At 40.4% G+C, this 16165-nt stretch carries 15 protein-coding genes; 12 read left to right on the plus strand and 3 right to left on the minus strand.

Annotated elements, in window-relative coordinates:
- Window positions 1-163 precede the first annotated feature (163 nt).
- Entirely contained in the window at window positions 164-1369 is a 1206-nt protein-coding gene (locus JCM16418_RS06050; RefSeq protein ID WP_036647165.1) for an IS110 family RNA-guided transposase, read from the minus strand.
- Between the two features lie 323 nt (window positions 1370-1692).
- Here JCM16418_RS06050 and fabZ point away from each other — a divergent pair, with 323 nt between their 5' ends.
- The 3 genes from fabZ (at window position 1693) to JCM16418_RS06065 (ending at window position 3373) form a co-directional block, all read left to right on the plus strand.
- The gene (gene fabZ, locus JCM16418_RS06055) at window positions 1693-2121 is read left to right on the plus strand and encodes a 3-hydroxyacyl-ACP dehydratase FabZ (RefSeq protein WP_036646983.1); all 429 of its coding nucleotides are present in this window, start codon (window positions 1693-1695) and stop codon (window positions 2119-2121) included.
- A gap of 139 nt (window positions 2122-2260) precedes the next feature.
- Window positions 2261-2737 (plus strand): hypothetical protein, encoded by a 477-nt coding sequence (locus tag JCM16418_RS06060; RefSeq protein WP_242403732.1) that lies wholly within the window; start codon window positions 2261-2263, stop codon window positions 2735-2737.
- A gap of 210 nt (window positions 2738-2947) precedes the next feature.
- A complete protein-coding gene (locus JCM16418_RS06065; RefSeq protein ID WP_036646984.1) occupies window positions 2948-3373 on the plus strand; it encodes an NUDIX hydrolase in 426 nt (141 codons plus the stop codon).
- A 157-nt stretch (window positions 3374-3530) separates the two neighbouring features.
- Here JCM16418_RS06065 and JCM16418_RS06070 read toward each other — a convergent pair whose 3' ends face one another.
- Window positions 3531-4442 (minus strand): helix-turn-helix transcriptional regulator, encoded by a 912-nt coding sequence (locus JCM16418_RS06070; protein ID WP_036646985.1) that lies wholly within the window; start codon window positions 4440-4442, stop codon window positions 3531-3533.
- A gap of 99 nt (window positions 4443-4541) precedes the next feature.
- Here JCM16418_RS06070 and JCM16418_RS06075 point away from each other — a divergent pair, with 99 nt between their 5' ends.
- The 3 genes from JCM16418_RS06075 to JCM16418_RS24185 all read left to right on the plus strand — a co-directional run bounded on the left by JCM16418_RS06075 (window position 4542) and on the right by JCM16418_RS24185 (window position 6464).
- Complete coding sequence (locus JCM16418_RS06075) at window positions 4542-5483, plus strand: alpha/beta fold hydrolase (RefSeq protein WP_036646986.1); 942 nt, start codon at window positions 4542-4544, stop codon at window positions 5481-5483.
- Window positions 5459-6049, plus strand: coding sequence for a YdeI/OmpD-associated family protein (locus JCM16418_RS06080; protein ID WP_242403733.1), 591 nt, complete (start codon window positions 5459-5461; stop codon window positions 6047-6049). Before JCM16418_RS06075 ends, JCM16418_RS06080 begins: the two co-directional genes overlap by 25 nt.
- Before the next feature lie 226 nt (window positions 6050-6275).
- Window positions 6276-6464, plus strand: coding sequence for an alpha/beta fold hydrolase (locus JCM16418_RS24185; RefSeq protein WP_053781983.1), 189 nt, complete (start codon window positions 6276-6278; stop codon window positions 6462-6464).
- 142 nt (window positions 6465-6606) lie between these two features.
- On the opposite strand, the gene JCM16418_RS06085 is transcribed toward JCM16418_RS24185, so the two are convergent.
- A complete protein-coding gene (locus JCM16418_RS06085) occupies window positions 6607-7470 on the minus strand; it encodes an IS110 family transposase (protein ID WP_242403734.1) in 864 nt (287 codons plus the stop codon).
- 701 nt (window positions 7471-8171) lie between these two features.
- On the opposite strand from JCM16418_RS06085, the gene JCM16418_RS24545 reads away from it, so the two are divergent.
- From JCM16418_RS24545 to JCM16418_RS06110, 6 genes are all read left to right on the plus strand, one after another.
- Entirely contained in the window at window positions 8172-8354 is a 183-nt protein-coding gene (locus JCM16418_RS24545) for a hypothetical protein (protein ID WP_148298750.1), read from the plus strand.
- A 62-nt stretch (window positions 8355-8416) separates the two neighbouring features.
- Window positions 8417-8668 (plus strand): hypothetical protein, encoded by a 252-nt coding sequence (locus JCM16418_RS06090; protein ID WP_036646987.1) that lies wholly within the window; start codon window positions 8417-8419, stop codon window positions 8666-8668.
- Window positions 8669-8914: 246 nt separating this feature from the next.
- Window positions 8915-9970: a Wadjet anti-phage system protein JetD domain-containing protein gene (locus tag JCM16418_RS06095; RefSeq protein ID WP_036646988.1), complete on the plus strand. Its 1056-nt coding sequence runs from the start codon at window positions 8915-8917 to the stop codon at window positions 9968-9970.
- Window positions 9957-11468 (plus strand): hypothetical protein, encoded by a 1512-nt coding sequence (locus JCM16418_RS06100; protein WP_036646989.1) that lies wholly within the window; start codon window positions 9957-9959, stop codon window positions 11466-11468. The genes JCM16418_RS06095 and JCM16418_RS06100 overlap by 14 nt, the downstream gene beginning before the upstream one ends.
- Before the next feature lie 2 nt (window positions 11469-11470).
- Window positions 11471-12223, plus strand: a complete 753-nt coding sequence (locus JCM16418_RS06105) for a DUF6063 family protein (protein ID WP_036646990.1) — start codon at window positions 11471-11473, stop codon at window positions 12221-12223.
- Window positions 12220-16122 (plus strand): coiled-coil domain-containing protein, encoded by a 3903-nt coding sequence (locus JCM16418_RS06110; RefSeq protein ID WP_036646991.1) that lies wholly within the window; start codon window positions 12220-12222, stop codon window positions 16120-16122. The genes JCM16418_RS06105 and JCM16418_RS06110 overlap by 4 nt, the downstream gene beginning before the upstream one ends.
- Window positions 16123-16165: the final 43 nt, after the last annotated feature.

Raw genomic sequence — 16165 nt, forward strand, 5'->3', positions numbered from 1 at the left:
AGGAAAGAACATAATCAACCCGAGCTTGATTAAGCTATACCAGCTAATAGCTTGTCAAGATTACCAGTAAAGTGGATCTAAAACATATGCTATAGTTAAAATAAGCATACCAAATAACCCTCCAATCAATCTGAGTTCTGGAAGGTTAAACCAATTAGATTTGTTAAGCTGGACGGAATGCCCTTTTACTTTTCAAGATGGCGTGGAGCCAGTGAACTAGCTTATTTGCACATGCGACTAAAGCTACTTTATGCGGCTTTCCTTCGGCTCTTTTGCGTTCGTAAAACTCTTTTAAACGAGTGTTACGAGAGCGGATAAGTCCACACTGAACAGCCATCACGAGAGCATAACGTAGCTGCCTCGAACCACGTTTCGTAATTCGGTTTCGAGTTGCTGTAAACTTACCGGAAGCAAAGACACTCGGGTCAATGCCTGCAAAGGCGACTAGCTTTTTAGGATGATCAAATCGGTCGACTTCTCCAATTTCAGATAAAATTGTTGCCGCAATTTTATGTCCAATACCGGGAATCGACTGAATTAATTCATACTCTTTAATTTCTTCAGCAAGAGCATCTATATTCTGTTCCAATTCAGTAAGATGCTCTTGGTACTGGAGAATGAGGGTAATAAGGACTTTCAAATTAATTAAGTGGCTCGTGTACATGGTTTGCTGAAATGGGTTTTGTTTTGCCGCATCTACAGCCGTTGAACCCGTTGGTTTCCAGTCTTCTGAACGCCCTCGTTTCGAAGAAAGCAGTTCTTTCATCTTAGCTTTGAGTGTATGTTCATCCGTCTGCAAAACTGAATATGAGGTTGGGAATTCACTTAAAAACCGTAGTGAAATACCGGAATACATAGCTCCAAAAACACCTCTGTAAGCCGGGAAAACCTGATCTAAAACAGCTTGGAATTGTAGTTTAGTCTGTACACACATCTTTGAAAGAGACTCATATTGCCTTGTTAGATAGCGTAGATTGAGCAGTTGCACCCCCCTTTTCTTAAAAGGTTCAAACTCTTCCTTGTAGTACAACTCTCCCAATAGATAAGCGTCAGCAGCATCCGTCTTTACTTTGCGAAGTTGAGACTTCCTAAGCCGATTTGAGATGAGCGGATTAATGACAATGTAAATATAGTGATGTTCCTCTAGGAACTGAACAACGGGGCTTTGGTAATGTCCAGTTGCTTCTAGAATAATCAAAGGATGTTGTTTGGATACAGATTCAACGTCCTTTAAAACTTGATGGAGATTGGCTAAACCATCACGAGTGTGCTGGAAATGGAACGTCCCACTGAATGGTTTTCCGCGCTCTAAAAAGGCTTGCCCATGGCTTTCTTCTTTAGAAATATCTAGACCAATAACTGGATTCATTTCATCTCTCCCTGTAAATGTAGATTTACAGGCAGCCCCTACGGTTTCTTCTTGTCGCTCCATAGCATCGCTTGTTATACGGGATCTTACATCCCAACCAGCCTCAAACATGGTCATGACAAGTAGGGTATAGCGCTCGGGATCAAGTCCCACGGGCAGGTACGTTCGACCAGGCTACCTTAATCCTCTATGCAAATGAAAAAAGGATCAACCAGTAAGAACTGGTTGATCTCATAATACGAATAGGCAGGTTAGTATAATTGTGGTTGATTTTGTCAAATGGAGGTAAAATGGTAATAAGCAAATATAAAAGGAGGCAATCCATGCTCGATATTAATAGAATAAAAGAAGTTATTCCACATAGATATCCCTTTCTTCTGGTCGATAAAGTCTTAGAAATTATTGAAGGAAAGAAAGCTGTTGGAATTAAAAATGTGACATGTAATGAACCTTTTTTCCTTGGTCACTTTCCCGATTATCCCGTCATGCCTGGTGTTTTAATTGTAGAAGCACTGGCACAGGTCGGTGGTATCGTGATGTCCAATGGAGAGAGCACAAATCATAAATTGGGTTTATTGACAGGGATTGATAATTGTCGGTTCAAACGGCAAGTAAAACCAGGAGACCAACTCGATCTTGTATTCGATGTGACACGAATCAAGGGACAGATCGTCAAAGGAAAAGGTGTCGCCACAGTAAACAATGAGCTAGTTTGTGAAGCTGAAATAATGTTTGCATTCAGTTCGATTTAGTTTCTAAACTAACGGGACACGATAGCTTGATAAATAACTAAAACGCGGCTGCCTGTTTATATCGGCAGCCGCGTTTCGCTAACGGGCAGTTTAGCGGAGTATGAGCTAAAAAGTCATGGTAAGATATAAAGAATGAACATTGATTTGTGAAAGGAGGATTCGTGTTGGAGTACAAAGATTTAATGGAACACTGAAAGATGTATTTTTCTTTGGTCTATCAGAGCCTGAAGTAAATGAATTAAAGCTTTATTTTAGCAGAAGCAAGATTAGTGATACACCTGAACGGCTCAATGTCGGTGAGAAAGACTTCGGAGACATGTATTCGATAAATGCTGATAAAAACTCCACTATAATACAAATTGAATTTCAATCATACATTGCGTATTCCGTTCGAAATGAATCCTTTACAACATGGGATGATTATGAGGAATTTGAAGGGAAGATATTTAGGATTTACAAGAAATCAAGGTATCTGGATTTTGTTTCTGTTGGAACTTTTGCAACAGAGGATTTTCCAGGATCATTTAGGCATTATGGGATTTCTTGTCTTGACCACATAGTTGACATAGTCACAATATCAGAACCTGTTGTAACGGAAGTAGAAAAGCTAAGCTAACAGGACACGAGAGTCGAGGGGCTTGCTGGGAGGCAGCTCCTTATTCTTTGATGACCTAACGGGCAGTTTAGCGCAACAACGCCTTATATTTATAATACGGATCACCGTAAATTAGCCTATATCATGTGCTACGGACAAACATACATAATAGAGGATTTTTGAGATAAATGTGGAATCAAGCAAGAAATTAATAAAAAAGGGGGTTTGTAAGTGCAAGGATATAATGTGCTTATGATTTACAACAAAGATATGGACCGATTGTTAATGTGTAGGAGATTAAGAAATCCTTATAAAGGATTAAGTAATTTGGTCGGGGGAAAAATCGAAAATGGAGAATTAGGCATTGATGCTGCCTACAGAGAATTATTTGAGGAAACTAACATCACGCATGAGGATATTGTCTTAAATCACCTAATGGATTTTAAGTATTATTTACAAAATTGCTATGTAGAGGTTTATGTCGGTAGATTAAAACGTGAAGTACATATTTCAGGGGATGAGAATGAACTATACTGGTCGGATTTGGATAAGGATTTCTTTGACATGTCAGTATACGCAGGTGAAGGAAATATTGGACATATGATTGAACAAGTGAAAATGAGTAGAGTCCTAGAAAATGATAATATAATTGCTTAGGAACGATAATTCGTATAAAAGCTAAGTTTTACTAACGAAACCACTCCAATTGTCATATGGTCAAACCGTACTTTGTGTTTAGATACACAACGGTGAACCTTACCATAAGTGACGGCGAAAAGTTGAGTTGAAGGTTGAAGTTTTAATGCTAAATCTATCAGGAATAGTTCTCCATCATTTGATATAAATAATTTCGAAAGTCTTCAACATAGGTTTTGGGCTCTACAACTTTTAGATGAGTGCCGAAGCTTGCTAAAAGTTGAAATCCCATACGATTTTGTGGGACATAAATGGTTGCTAATAAAAATCCAGAACTATGGTCTTCAATACTTCTTCGACCATACCTTTCGATGATTTGATCTTTTATGCTAGGCGATATCCAGGCCTTAATCGTGACGAATTCAGGTAGATAATTTGCTTCGTGTACTTGCTCTGACCAATCATCTCTAGGATGAAACGCGCGTTCATCCATAGTAATATGATCGATCCGAGATAACTTGAAAGTTCGATATCCCTGTCGATGTAAACAGAATCCTTTCAAGTACCAACTCGATTCGCTAAAATGCAGCTCATAGGGCTCGACCATTCTATTCGTTACAGCCCCGTCCTTATCTGTATAATCAAACGAAACCAGCCTCTTTTTTGAAATGGATTCTTGACATGTCTTTAAGGTTTCAAGAATCTCGGACCGACCTTCCCAATCATAAAACGACAGTTGAATGGAACGATTTAGAGACAATGGACTAACCATTGCCTCTATTTTTTTTATCGTTCTTTCAACTTCTTCAGTACGGAGGATTTGTTCCAATCCGCCGAGCGCAGTTAATATATTCTGTAAATCGGAGCTGCTTATAAGGCGTTTATCAACCTTGTATTCATCCATTATGCCGTAGCCCCCTTTGACCCCATTGACAGAGTAGATCGGGATGTTCGATAAGCTCAATGTTTCCATATCGCGAAGGATCGTTCTTTTGGAGACATTGAATAGTTGTGAGAATTCCGTTGTAGAAACAACCTCTTTTTTCAGCAATATCATGATAATCGAAATGAGTCTCTCCACTTTGTCCATAATTGCCCTCTTTTTTTACATGATTTCAGAACGGTGACACCTAGATGTCACCTTTTATCCATTATACTACAAGTATCACAAGAAGGAGGTTTTAATTCAATGTTTAATCCAACCGATTTTCCCAAGCCCACCCTTATTTCAGCCAACGGTGTGGAACTCGAAGTGTTTGAAGCAGGCCGAGAAAACGCAGGAAAACCTATTGTACTCTGCCACGGCTGGCCAGAGCATGCCTTTTCTTGGCGCCATCAGATGGACGCACTTGCCGCAGCGGGCTACCATGTCATCGTCCCCAACCAGCGGGGTTACGGCAACTCATCCCGTCCGACCGAAGTAACAGACTATGACATTGAACACTTGTCGGGTGATCTCATCGCGCTTCTCGATCACTATGGATACGAGGACGCTACCTTTGTCGGTCATGACTGGGGTGCATTCGTCGTTTGGGGACTGACCTTGTTGCATCCAAACCGCGTCAATAAAGTGATAAATCTGAGCTTGCCTTACCAAGAGCGCGGAGAAAAACCCTGGATCGAGTTCATGGAAGAAATAATTGGCGGCGATTTCTATTTCGTCCACTTCAATCGACAGCCAGGCGTCGCGGACGCCGTATTCGAAGACAATACATACAGGTTCCTTCGCAACCTGTACCGGAAGAACGAGCCTCTCAGAGCACCTGAGCCAGGTATGGCGTTGATCAATCTCGCCAGAGCAGAAACACCGCTCGGTGAGCCCGTATTGAGCGAAAGCGAGCTGGCCGTTTACGTCTCCGCTTTTGAAACATCAGGGTTCACGGGCAGCATAAATTGGTACAGGAACCTTGACCGCAACTGGCGCTTATTGGCGAAAGTGAACCCAATCATCCAGCAGCCGACCCTCATGATCTACGGCGACCGGGATGTGGTTGCGAAGTCTGAAAACCTGACAAAGTTCGTGCCCAATGTGGAAGTGGTCAATCTGGATTGCGGTCATTGGATCCAGGAAGAAAAGCCGGAAGAAACAAACCAAGCGATTTTAAAATGGCTGAAACAATGGGAGATGTAGTTTTTTTCAACAACCAAGAAGAGTTTAACGATTGGTTAGAAGAACATCATGCTGAAGCTAGTGAAATTTGGGTGGGCTATTTTGGGATAAGTACAGGGCGTGCAAGCCTTACTTGGTCTGCATCAGTAGATGCCGCTCTTTGTTTTGGATGGATTGACGGTATACGAAAAACCATTGATAAACAAAGCTATAAGATTCGCTTTACTCCACGCAAAGTAAATAGTGTATGGAGTGCTGTGAACGTAAAGAAGGTAAAAGCACTAATACAGCTTGGAAAGATGAGACCAGAAGGAATGCACGTCTTTAACAACAGAACCGATGCACAAGGCTATTCCTCTGAACAAAGAAACGTGGAACTTGCCAAAGAATATGAAGAACAAATCAAGGCAAATCAAACAGCCTGGCTATTCTTCACTAATTTATCACCATCCTATAAAAGAGATTCTATCTGGTGGGTAATGAGCGCCAAGAAAGAAGAAACACGATTAAGAAGGCTTGGAATATTGATCGCTTCATCTGAAGAAGGGCTAAAATTTCAACATTGCAAAAAATATATTACAGAATAAGGAAATATAAATAACAAAAGAATCGTTAAAAGGATTTTTGGTACTGCATAAATCTGGGTCTATTGTTTCCCTGATCTTTAGGAGAGAGGAGCTACTGTATTTCTCAATCAATTAGGGTTTAATTCTCATCAAAAGTCAGAACGTTTTAAATGCGAGGCATAAATCAAATCGCTAAATGAAGAAGGGATGAAACAGCTCATCCAAAATCGCAACCCCCTTCATTTTTATGGTACAGCCGACCCTCATGATCTATGGTGACCGGGATACGGTCCAGAGGTCTGAAAACCTGACAAAGTTCGTGCCTAATGCGGAAGTGGTCAATCTGGATTGCGGTCATTGGATCCAGCAAGAAAAGCCGGAAGAAACAAACCAAGCGATTTTGAGATGGCTGGAAGAGCAGAATGATGCTGAATAGAGTCGCTTAGCAAGCAAAACTTAGAAAAACAATAAGGACACCCAAACAGGCAATGTCATTAAGTTAAGCTCAAAGGTAAGAACGGGAATAAAAATGGAATTCAAAACGGCATGGGAAAGCCCCGTGCCGTTTGTTTTTTACTTCACGCAAGGAAAAGGCGTATAACTAACAAAGCAGAAATACTGCAATAATTGAACAGGCGGAGAGAAAAGCATCGCTCTATGTTCTGTTCCAATCCAGTAAGATGCTCTTGGTACTGAAGAATGAGGGTAATAAGGACTTTCAAATTCATTAAGTGGCTTGCATACATGGTTTGCTGAAATGGGTTTTGTTTTGCCGCAACTAGCAGCCGTTGCACCCGTTGGTTAATCCAGTCCTCTGAACGCCCCCGTTTTGAAGAAAGCAGTTCTTTCATCTTAGATTTGAGTGTGTTTTCATCCGTCTGTAATACTGAATATGAGGTTGGGAATTCACTTAAAAACTGTAATGAAATACCGGAATACATAGCTCCAAAGACACCTTTGTAAGCAGGGAAAACCTGATCTAAAACAGCTTGGAATTGTAGTTTAGTTTGTGAAAGAGACTCATATTGTCTTGTAAGATAGCGCAGATTGAGAAGTTGCACACCTCTTTTCTTAAACGGTTCAAATTCTTCTTTGTAGTACAGCTCTCCCAATAGGTAAGCGTCAGCAGCATCCGTCTTTACTTTACGAAGTTGAGACTTCCTAAGCCGATTTGAGATGAGCGGATTAATAACAATATAAATATAATGATGTTCCTCTAGGAACTGAACAACGGGACTTTGATAATGACCGGTTGCTTCTAGAATAAGCAAAGGACGTTGTTGAGATGCAAATTCAACTTCTGTTAAAACTTGAAGGAAATTTGCTAAACCATCTCGAGTGTGCTCGAAGTGGAATATCCCTTGGAATGGCTTTCCGCGCTCTAGAAAGGCTTGTCCATGGCTTTCTTCTTTAGAAATATCTAGACCGATAACTGGATTCATTTCATCTCCCCTTGTAAGTGTAGATTCACCGGCATCCCCTAAGGTTGATCTTCTTGTCGCTCCATAGCATCGCTTGTTATACGGGATCTTACGTCCCAACCAGCCTCAATCATGGTCATGACAAGTAGGGGTGAACATTATAGCTCTCGGGATCAAGTCCCACGGGCAGGTACGTTCGACCAGGCTACTTTAATCCTCTATGCAAATGAAAAAAGGATCAACCAGAAAGAACTGGTTGATCTCATAATACGAACGGGCAGGAGAGTTGAAGATCAAACGCGGGGAACCGTACCATAAATGACAGGTCATCATTAAGCTAACGGAACACGTTAGTTGAATAATATCTGAACGAGGCTGTCGATATGAACCGGCAGCCTCGTTGCGGAAGAATACTTTTTCAACTGCGGAGAACCTTATCACAAATGAATTCTAAGCTATATTATCGTTTATAACTGTAGGGATCCTATCATTTGCTTTTTAGTAAGCAATCGCATGTAGTTGATTGCCGTTCGGGTCAGTGAAATCAAACCATCTCATGAAATCATCGTGTTTTCCAGTAATCTCTGTTACTTCAATACAGTTGGATTTAAAAATTGCATGGGTTTGTTCAAGCTGAGTTTTTCCTGCAAGTTGAAAAAATGGACGAATAGCAGTTATTGAAGTTTCTTTAGAACTGCGAAGGTCTATGGATTCTTTGCCTTTTGAAAAAAAGATTGGTAACTCAACCTTTTCATCTTCGGGAGTTGTTTCTGATCGCGATGAATATTGATCAAGCTGTCATTCAATCCTTGGATGTAGAAAACACGAATATGGTGGATGGAGAATTTCTTTTCCAGTACGTGAAGGTATTGATTTGGTTCGCAAGCTGCCAAAGGGTAAATTGACTTTCACTCAAAAAGATTCGCTAGTTTATATCTCATATGGAAGTAGGGGGCAGGCGAATCTTATGATACTGAGTGCAGAGGAATACCCGGAGCTTCCAGCCATAAATCCTACAGAAGTCTATCAAGTTCCTTCAGATATACTTCGGAAAGGAGCACTGGCTTCACGTTTTGCAGCGGTTGATGAAAAGACTCCTAATCTCGCCGGGGTTCATATTTGTAATCAAGGTGGAAAGATCGCCTTTAGTGGGACAGAACGCCATCGAATCTATAATTATGTATCGAGTATGAACCCGGACTCAACTTTAAGCATATAGTTGAATCGATCCGTGGTTGTCGAGGGACAAGAACATGTTCCCTTTGAAAGTCGCTATTAGCGGCTTTTTTTGTTTTAACGGTACAAGTTCTTGTCCCGAGGATGGAAGCCTTTCCTCTAGTAATAATTTAAAGGAACGGAGTAATTACCGATCCTTTTGTCTTATCTTTATTTTGTTAATATATGGTATGATTATCAAATGAAAATGTATGATTAATTGTAGATTATGATAACTGGGGGTTCGTAATTGATACGTGATACAATCATCAATATACTAGTTGAAACTAAGAATAAATTCACAATAAATGAGCTTGAAGATAAAGTTATGCAAAAGTTTAGCAGCTTAGATAAGTATGATAGGGCTGGTGGATACCTAGGTTTTTATCAGATAGTTCAAAGTCTTCATGAGGAAGGCGAGATTATACCTCTCAAGGCAAACGAAGAAAGCAGCAAGGTACCTAGTTTGCCTCTAAAGTGGAAGAAACGAACTAACGAGGTCAGCCAATCGTGGAGCGATTTACAATTTGTCAGAGCTGAAGCGGGAAACTTGAACGTCGCATTCTATAAACGACACCCTGAGATGCAGACAGAGTTGGAATGGGGTCGAATTGAAACTGTACTTCAGTTTTTACCAACTCGAGATTCGAGAATATACATATCTAAAGAAGAACGGTCTTATGAACTATTCGGCCAGGAAAAGTGGTTAGATAAAAAGGAAGACGGGGATAGGTTTCTAAAGCGTATCGGCATTACACTAGAAGACTTTCGTGCTAAGTCCTACGGGGAACCATTTGTCTTTTGGCAAAACCCCCTATCTAATTCAAGCAAACAAGCGCTGATTGTCGAGAATTTATCCGCTTTTCATACGATAAAGAGAGCGTTAATCACCTTTAATCATATCTATAACCTGCAGGTAGATGTTTTAATCTACGGTGAGGGATACCATATAATGCGAAGTTTTCCCTTTATCGATGAAGTTGGAGCTCCGGAGAAGATCTATTATGCTGGAGACTTGGATCCACACGGGCTCTCCATATTAATAGATCTGTGTAAGAATTATCCGGAATACCCGCTTCTGCCTGCTGAAAACTTATATCGTGCAATGATACGTAATCATTCCCAAACAACACCGGCCAATGGTGAGTTTTTAACTACTGTACTTCAGGACTTCCTTTCGAGGCTTAAGACAGATGAAGAAACCACTAGAGCAATAAAGGATTTATGGGATTGTAAAAGACGAATACCGCAAGAAGCAGTGAATTTTGAAACGATTAGCAAGGAGTGCAACGATGGCTATATATGAGGAAATTTTTGAACGATACCACGAACGAAAGAAGACATTAAATCCATGTTTCCAATTTGGGACCGGGATTCAAATACCGACCGAATATTCCAAGGTGTATAAAGATATTCTTTTCTTAATGCTCCTTGAAATCTTTTATCGCGAACTACGAGATAACCCAGAGCGTACCGATCGTGCTTTGAAGGAGATTGCTGAAGAGATCATGATTAAGGTTGGTGTTCAAGCCAATACGGATTTTATTGAGCGCTTAGCTATAGCTCTTCTTTCCACGGGGACAGGTCAGTATCGTGAGGCATTTATATCATCGTACTACAACGAATCTACTTCATCATTTGAGGAAGAGCGCTTCTTATATTTGACGGAAGACACTGAGGCCATGCTACGCTCCAAGTCTGATGCTCAGATCTGGAAGCTATCTGAATCTGGTCAAAAACTAGTTTTTTTGAGTCTTGAAATGGCTGATGAGTTCGGCATTGAAATTCAGCAGTTATATACGTTGTCCTTCATCCGAAAGGGTAATTTTCAGAAGGCTCTTGGTAACCTGGATCACGTGAAAGCTGCGGTCCGGGCTAAAGCAACGCAGGAAAGAGATTATGCCAAGCGGATGAGAAGAGATCCGAGATCGATCTTTTCAAAAGAGAGAGAGCACATTGAACGTCGCAAAAGCCTGCAGGAGCAATTTCAGGAACAGAAAAAGCTCTTCTATGAAATGGACAACATTTTACATGAGAAGCTTAAAGAAATGACGGATCCTAAAGTTATCCGGGATATTGAATATTTAAAAGAGAAGGTCGATGAGTGTGTAGGCGAACATTCAAAGTTAACTGAACTTGTAGTTCAGAACTATTCGCAAGAAATTGCTCTGCAAAGAGAAATTGAACGGCTACTCAATTACAATCGATCTTTTGTAAAAGACATATGGGAGAAACATATATACTCTGAAGGTTTTATTTTTGAAGACGGCTTTGAATGTATACTAGAACCGTTTTTCTCTCCGAAGCAAGAATTCATCTATCCCCTTAGCTGGGTGTGGGATGAACATCATGTTGGCGAAATAGATAGCGAAGTTGCTGCTTCGGCGGAGGAACCCAATGATATTCCGGAAATAAAAAACGCAAAAAGAGTTCCAATAGATTGGGATTCTATTGCAAACTTATGGACACCGGTTTTTAAGGCGGCGTTAGAGGATCCACAAAAAACCTGTGCACTTCGTGAATGTCATATAGGGGAGTGGACACTCGATGCTTTAGAGATGTGGATGAAATTCCGGGATGGCGATTTTGAATTAAAATCATCCCTGTCACCATCTCGCAAGTATGATGACGATCGGGCCGTCCTACTACAAGAAGTCGTAAAGCGTGATCCCGGAATGATAGAAATGACGAATCAATATAAGATCAGAGTTAGTACCGATGGTGGAGAACAGATCCAAAATGAATTGGTAAGTATTACACCTTTTACTCTAACACTGATTCCTAAAGAATATAACGGAGGCTAGGCATGTACGATATTAGTCAGATCCATGAAGCACATAGTATATTTTTGCATTTGCTGCAACACAAAGTGGTTAAGAAGGGCGATACAGCAATAGAGAATTATTTTCACGATATGAACATTCAGCAACTCGTAAAACGTTTTGCAGATACCTCCAGCACGCAGGTGCTTGTCGGCAACATGAATGTCCACTTAGTAACAAAACCGAAAGGCTCTTTTTTCGCTACAAACTTTACTCAGATGAAAGACCAGATGAAAGAGCGGAAAAGCGATGGTAGAGTTGAAACAAGGCTTGAGCTCTACATGATTCATTTAGTCATCATGGTGTATTTAAGCGAAGTGGATGGCGAGAGTACTAAAGGGTCGCATATCGATTTGTATGGCGGCATTCGATACCTCGAATTAACGACCCGCGTGACAGAAGTTCTTGAATTTTGGAATAAGCTTCTAGAGAATGATCCTGAGTTTGGAAAAAGACAAAAAATTGCGATGACCCAATTGTTTAATTTATGGGATACAACAAAACTGCAGCCAGATGAAGATGAGCAACTGCGACCAAACGTCAAGACGAAATTTGGTATCGTACATATGGCCATGCGACTTCTTGAGCAGGAAAAGCTGGTGAAAATTACGGATCAGCGAGTAACTTCATTAGAGGCATTACATGAAAGAGTGGAGCTTCTATATCATAGTGAGCAGCGTTATCAGGAATGGAAACGATTAATCGATGCTGCAACAGAACGAGGTGACAGGGAATGAGTGCAATTAACGCATTTCGTGCAACAAATGTTAAATACAATAAACAGCAATTCGTCATGGATAACCTTTATCTATCTTTTGCAAATGATACTGACCTTGTGCATGCTTTGGCTACTATGCCGAATGGCTATGGGAAAGGCGTTATTTTGCAGTCGATCTTTCAAATTTTTAAGCCGTTGAAAGATTGGCAAAAAGGTAAGGGACGGGTATCGCAATTTTTTCACTCAACTAGCGGTTTTAACCCATATACATTATATTCTGCTCTAGAATGGAAACTTGATGTTGCAGAAGGACGTTTTCTTATTACGGGTATCGCAATTTCGGCTCGAAGAGTTAAGGAAGATGATAGTGGTCCCAAAACAGATGTCTACTATAAGCTGTTCACAATTAAATGTGACTCATCGAGCGATCACCGTCTGGCCAATCTTCCTTACTGGGATGAGGAAACTGGCGAATCTTGGCCCCTAAGCAAATGGGAAGACTACGCTAAAGAGTTCCCGCAGCAGATTCGTTTATACAATAAAGATGAACTTCGCAAATATAGAAGTTATTTGCAGGAAAATGGCATTTTCGCTGATGAGTGGGATGAAATGTACGAAATTAATCAAAATGAAGCAGGAACTACGATTTATTTTGAAAAATTAGGAGCAGATCATAATGACGGTTTATTTCGGAAAGTAATTATTCCATCCATTGAGTCCAATCTACGCCGGCAAGTGAGTAAAGAGGGGCGAGACTTAAAAGAACTGTTTATTGAGGTTGCTAAAATAGCACATAACTTAAATACACTTCTTTCAAGAAAATCTGCGATGACAGGTATACTAGGCATGCTTGAGGATGTCGATGCCGTTTATTTAAAGTTGCAGGAAGCGGAGAAGGAGCTGAACAATCACGCACAACGAGGCAGCTACCTAAAATCCGGATTATTAGAGCGTATCGAGGAAGCGGAACGAGATCTGGATACGCTTGAGAAAGAAAGGCAAGAAGCAGATGATGCTGAAATTGATGCTAGGTTCAATCTAAAGAATCTAACATATATCGAAGATCAATATAAGATTTCAGAACAAGGAAAGATGATTCGGGAGATGAAAGCAATTCTTGAAACCGAAACATCGAATGCAAGTGAAATAAAACGTCTGATGGATGAAGCAGACCCTGCAATTATTCGTAAGGAGTATGAGGAAGCTTCTAGAAATTTAGATATTACGTTATCCCAAATCAAATCACTGATGATGAGGGAACAGCTTACAGATGTAAAGGCGCAACAAGAGGAATTGGAGAAAAACATTGAAAACGAATGGCCGAGTCTTCTCCAAGATCTCAGTCAAACGGTTAATCATGCAGTTGGGTATCAAAGTGTACTAAATACAAATATACAGATGGCTGAATCTGAACTTACAGAGCTACATAAAGAAATCAGTGATTTAAGTAAGGAAATTGGAACAACCGAGGAACGGATAAGGGTTTTCCAAACCAAGTTAAATGAAACGTATACAAGGCACAATCTAACCGATCACTTTACTTTTTCTCAGCTTATTAAAATGACTGGCGAAGATTATCAAAAATTTATCGAAAGTATTGAACAGGAAGAGGAAGTCCATCAGTTGTTAAGTCAGCAGTGCGCTGATCTTGAACGTGAGAAGGTAAAACTAGAAACGAAAGTGGAACATGAAGAAGCGTATATTCACTTGCTAAATGATAGATATAATAAGCAGTTAAACCTCGAAGTTGATGCAGCTATTAAGCTTCAACCGTTCTCAGGATCGTCCCTACCATGGCAGCAGGAGAAATACGTGGTTTGGCTTCAAGAACAACTCCCTGAGCTAACAGCAGAGGCATCTCGAAGAGAACAGATTCTAAGACGCGAGGAAGAGGACATCCGTCGATTAGAAAGTGAGCACATGATTACGGAAGGTGGCTTTTGGGTTCCCAATTCAACCATCTTACAATTAAGGGACGTAATAAAGAGTCACGGATACACCTGTCTTTTGGGAACAGAATTTATACAAGAAAGGTCAGAAGTAGAGCAGGAGAGCTTAAGACAAAATGCGAAACTTCTACCTTATGGACTCATAATTTTAGAGAATGAGCGAGAGCAGGTACTACATCTTACAGATTTTAAAAACCGTATCCTTTTCTATCCTGTTCCACTTTTTTCTGTTGAGATAATCGACAACATGTCTGCCCCAACATTTATTACTGTACCCAATCGATCCGAGGAAATTGCTTTTAACCCTGCGGTATTAGAATCGTATTTGGCAGAATCAGAAGAAGAGGTAGTAAGGAGAAGAGAAAAATTAGGACTTGCTATCACTGAAATAAAAAACTTAAAAAGCGCACTTAAACTTACAGAAAAAGCACTGGATTCTGATAAATCTGCCGAACAACTAGGGGAAGAGTGCCAGGCGCTTGAAGATGCATGTGAACGCAAGAAAAAGCAGATTAATGATTATAAAAGTGATATTGAAGATCTCCAGAGCAAGATTGCTATCGTACGTAACACACTGCAGAAATCTCAAAAAGAATTGAAAGAAATTGAAACCAAAATGAACGCTCTTGAGGATTTAAACATCTCTTGGGTTGAACATCAATTGAACGAGAAAAAAATGAATGAACTTAATGGATCCGAGGAATTAGCAAAAGCGAAGATTCAAAAGATCTCAAGTAACAAACAGGCTACACAGCAAGAGCTGGAAGAGCAGAAGAAGTTATATTCCGATTGGAAAAACAGTATTCAACAGGAACTTAATCGCTATCGCGAAGCAATTCCTTCTTTATCGGTATTTGATTTTCAATTAAATGAGCCGAGCTTCTTCCCGCCTTCATCTTGGCCAACAATTCCATTGAGTTTAGAAGACAATTTCAACAACTGGAGTATTTGCCAAAAGACATTAGAGCAGGCCAGCAGTGAAATGACGAGACTCGAAACTTTTAAAGCGATTTATGCAAAGCAACAAGAGGAAAAGAGACGCGAGCTTATTGAGCTTGATGAAAAGTGGGCAAACAAAGTCCCGCCTACAGAATCACTTGACGTATTAAAGCAACGACGAAAACAGTTTGCGGAGGAGTTTGAGACAGCTGACTTGAAAAGGCAGCAGTATGTTGTAAAATTAACTGATTTACAAAGTACAGAACGAGCGATGATCACTTACGCGGAGAAATTAAAGGTTGATATTGAGAAAGAATTCAAACAGCGGGAAGTGGACTTTAGAAGTGGTATTGATGTGGATTATCAGCGGAAGGAATTCAATTATAAGTTATCCCAAGCAAACGAAAAGTTAAAGAATGCTAGAAACAGTATTTCTGATACTTACAAGAAAAAATTGATTTGGGAGCAATCGAGCGAGGCTTTGCAGCACCTTAGTGAAAGCAAACATCGTGTACCTAGAGAAGTTTATTTTGAGGTAGGTACAGATGCAAAGAGCACTGTTAGGGACTGGGTTACGAGGGCTTCTATACTAGACAAGGAGCTTCGTTACGTTAACACAAGATGTTCAGATGCAGTGAAGGATGTACAGAAAAGGATTAAGGAAGCCAAGTGGGATGATGAGATGAAACAGCATGGGGAAGACTTTTTCGATAGTCTTCTTGACATAGGAGAGGCAATTCATGTTCGACTTAAAATTTCAGAAGCCAAATATATATATGAAGGCATTATTGAACGTGAGGAAGAAAATCTTAACCAAGCACAGGAAGCGGAGCTCAGATGGGTACAAACCGCTACGGAACATAGCCGGCAAATCATTAATCACATTCATGAGATGGTAAAAGGTATGTCGATCAGGAATCGCTATAATATTTCATTCCCGCTAATGAAACTCAAAGAAGAAAGTATGCCGCGGATTGAAGATGTTGAAGGGCGAATGAAGGATCTATTCCGTCAAACGCTGCGGTTTTAGAGGATAAGAAGGTTGAGTTTAGCAGGCTCCAGAAAAATGAGCT

Source organism: Paenibacillus pini JCM 16418 (genome assembly GCF_000576305.1).
Lineage (GTDB): Bacteria > Bacillota > Bacilli > Paenibacillales > Paenibacillaceae > Paenibacillus_AQ > Paenibacillus_AQ pini.

Excerpts from the sequence above, each read along its gene's own strand:
- JCM16418_RS06070 (WP_036646985.1), bottom strand. The coding sequence starts at position 4,442 with ATGGACAAAGTGGAGAGACTCATTTCGATTATCATGATATTGCTGAAA.
- JCM16418_RS06085 (WP_242403734.1), bottom strand. The coding sequence starts at position 7,470 with ATGAATCCAGTTATCGGTCTAGATATTTCTAAAGAAGAAAGCCATGGA.
- JCM16418_RS06090 (WP_036646987.1), top strand. The coding sequence starts at position 8,417 with ATGATACTGAGTGCAGAGGAATACCCGGAGCTTCCAGCCATAAATCCT.
- JCM16418_RS06110 (WP_036646991.1), top strand. The coding sequence starts at position 12,220 with ATGAGTGCAATTAACGCATTTCGTGCAACAAATGTTAAATACAATAAA.
- JCM16418_RS06075 (WP_036646986.1), top strand. The coding sequence starts at position 4,542 with ATGTTTAATCCAACCGATTTTCCCAAGCCCACCCTTATTTCAGCCAAC.
- fabZ (WP_036646983.1), top strand. The coding sequence starts at position 1,693 with ATGCTCGATATTAATAGAATAAAAGAAGTTATTCCACATAGATATCCC.
- JCM16418_RS06100 (WP_036646989.1), top strand. The coding sequence starts at position 9,957 with ATGGCTATATATGAGGAAATTTTTGAACGATACCACGAACGAAAGAAG.
- JCM16418_RS06050 (WP_036647165.1), bottom strand. The coding sequence starts at position 1,369 with ATGAATCCAGTTATTGGTCTAGATATTTCTAAAGAAGAAAGCCATGGG.
- JCM16418_RS24185 (WP_053781983.1), top strand. The coding sequence starts at position 6,276 with ATGGTACAGCCGACCCTCATGATCTATGGTGACCGGGATACGGTCCAG.
- JCM16418_RS06105 (WP_036646990.1), top strand. The coding sequence starts at position 11,471 with ATGTACGATATTAGTCAGATCCATGAAGCACATAGTATATTTTTGCAT.
- JCM16418_RS06080 (WP_242403733.1), top strand. The coding sequence starts at position 5,459 with ATGGCTGAAACAATGGGAGATGTAGTTTTTTTCAACAACCAAGAAGAG.